Consider the following 2,105-nt stretch of genomic DNA (forward strand, 5'->3'; position numbering starts at 1 on the left):
AACAGATGTAGCCATTGTCGAACTACTTTTTACCCAACCATAATGTTTGGCAACAAGTTTTTCACCTTCTGTCGCTGGTTTGCCTGTAAATGGATTTAACCCCGTTTCATTGATTTGAGCATTCAACTTCTCCATAAACTGTGGGGCACGCTAGTCAATTGGTTCTTTAGCCATTAACTGCTCATAGCGATAGTAGGTGTAAAGCATAAGTGCTTTCGCTTCTTTATCAGAGCTTAAGTTTTTGACATTATACTCTTGAGATACCAGACCGAGATAGCTATACTTAGCAACCAAATCTCTGAGTGAAAGTTCGTCAATGCTATACTATTTGTCAGGATTGTTTAAAAGATAGCCAATTATCATAAGGATCTTTTAAATCAGGAAATTTTAAAAATAGATTTGGATTATTAGGCAAACTGACCTCATGTACTAATTGTAAATTTTCAAGTAAAAAATTTAACTCCTTTTGATACTTTTCATCTGAAACAGTAATGTTAAAAATATGTGATATCAATACTGCTAATATTGCTATATGAATTAAAATTCGATTTTATTTCTCCCCATTCATAAATACTATCTATTTCAATATTAAACATTGTTAAAATTGTATCATGACGTATTTTTCTCTGGACTTCTTGTTCAGGTACGATAGAAGAATCATTAATAATCAACGAAACGGAATGCAGTATTTCTTCCTTAAAGAATAAACTTATAATAAAAATTTCATCGAAGATTTTTAGATTTCGAAGATAAAACACCCTTTTCGAATCTTGATTAGAAAAATAATTAGTTTGCCTAAAATCCTCAAATGTCATGCCTCTAAATAGACATAAACCTTCCTCAAACATAACAGTCCCATATTTTTATCAATCATTTATTACCTCACTTTAACTTCACATTCCCAACTTCACGAACGAGTTCGTCAGCTATTAATTTATCAATATTAGGAACAAATACTTGTGGTAACTGACCTTTTCCAAATTGCAGATTAGCTTCCACTATGCCATATGCTGCATCTACCTCAGTTTCAAATACATAAGCTCTAATTGTCTTTCTATATCCAAAAATAGGATGCTCCTCAACTTGTAAGCCTTCAAATGATTTTGCAAACAAATAAGTTTCCAGGGGTGTCCAATAATATAAATAAGTTATCAGGATTTTTGCTTACAACCATCCATTGGCTTTTAAAAATTTATCGGGTATACGTAACTCTATTTCTTGTTTAATTTCTTCTAAATACTCTTCTAACCCACCACCAGAATATGTCTTTTTTGCTTTAGAAAGTCTAATTGGTTGACTCCCTGTATCTATTGAAATGCCTATTATATCCCTCTCATAATTAAACACCAAAATAAAATAATTATACGCACAGAATTTTATTTTAAATGCCCTATGATCAGGGGCTTCAACGATATCATATACACTAATTCCATCAATTCTATCTGAAAACACTCCTCGAAGCGCTTCGGAAATAGTTCGAGCTAATAAAAGTGTATCACTTAATTGCATACCAATAATCTCCAATCTTATATAATTCTTTATAATCATATTTATCTTGTAAATAATCCCATTCCCAATTCAGAGCACTGTCTGAATAATCTAAAGGGTTATGTGAAAATCGTATTTCTTTTTGACCTAATACTGCATCATCAAGAGCTGGTTTATTAAACAATTCAAACATTTGCTTACCTTGATCATCTAAATTGTACTTTTTTGTTAAGGTATTCCAATCATCACCTAAATCAAAATAGGTCGTGTCGCCTGCTTGTACAATGTAAGAATCTGGCCCAGGAGTAGTCCAATCTTGTGTTCCATCTTCCAAAATAGTTGGACGATATTTCCCTAAAGTTAAGGTATCTGAATCCTTATTATGAATACTTTTTTTGCGATACATCTCATATTCTTTTAAGGGAATTTTTCCCTCTACCTTGCCCTTTATAATCTTTAAATGTCCAATTTCACCATTTTTCCAATTTTGATACTTAGTAACTACCTTCGGACCAGCCAACAAAGAAATAACTCCTAAGATATTACTACTAATCTTAATCGGTGTGTATAGCTTAGCAGTTGTTATTTCAGCTTCCGTTGCTGGTTTGCCAGTAATG

4 protein-coding genes and 1 pseudogene are annotated in these 2,105 nt (G+C 32.3%); all 5 read right to left on the bottom strand.

All coding sequences use genetic code 11. The features are described from left to right. Positions 1-150: 150 nt before the first annotated feature. The gene (locus ACMZ6Z_RS09270) at positions 151-294 is read right to left on the bottom strand and encodes a hypothetical protein (RefSeq protein ID WP_416132243.1); all 144 of its coding nucleotides are present in this window, start codon (positions 292-294) and stop codon (positions 151-153) included. A gap of 200 nt (positions 295-494) precedes the next feature. Then, positions 495-815 carry a hypothetical protein gene (locus tag ACMZ6Z_RS09275; protein WP_416132244.1) on the bottom strand — a complete coding sequence of 107 codons (321 nt, stop codon included), beginning with the start codon at positions 813-815 and terminating at the stop codon, positions 495-497. A 67-nt stretch (positions 816-882) separates the two neighbouring features. Continuing rightward, positions 883-1,113, bottom strand: coding sequence for a hypothetical protein (locus ACMZ6Z_RS09280; RefSeq protein ID WP_416132245.1), 231 nt, complete (start codon positions 1,111-1,113; stop codon positions 883-885). A 51-nt stretch (positions 1,114-1,164) separates the two neighbouring features. After that, positions 1,165-1,509 (bottom strand): hypothetical protein, encoded by a 345-nt coding sequence (locus ACMZ6Z_RS09285; RefSeq protein WP_416132246.1) that lies wholly within the window; start codon positions 1,507-1,509, stop codon positions 1,165-1,167. Continuing rightward, positions 1,496-2,105: pseudogene (locus tag ACMZ6Z_RS09290) on the bottom strand (hypothetical protein); the annotation flags it as partial. The gene ACMZ6Z_RS09285 and the pseudogene ACMZ6Z_RS09290, both read right to left, overlap by 14 nt.

Origin of the sequence: Streptococcus pluranimalium, from assembly GCF_047785705.1 — a bacterium.
GTDB lineage: Bacteria > Bacillota > Bacilli > Lactobacillales > Streptococcaceae > Streptococcus > Streptococcus pluranimalium_A.

What these genes read in the sequence shown, in the direction of transcription:
- ACMZ6Z_RS09275 (WP_416132244.1), bottom strand. Translation starts at nt 815, where the DNA reads ATGACATTTGAGGATTTTAGGCAAACTAATTATTTTTCTAATCAAGAT.
- ACMZ6Z_RS09285 (WP_416132246.1), bottom strand. Translation starts at nt 1,509, where the DNA reads ATGCAATTAAGTGATACACTTTTATTAGCTCGAACTATTTCCGAAGCG.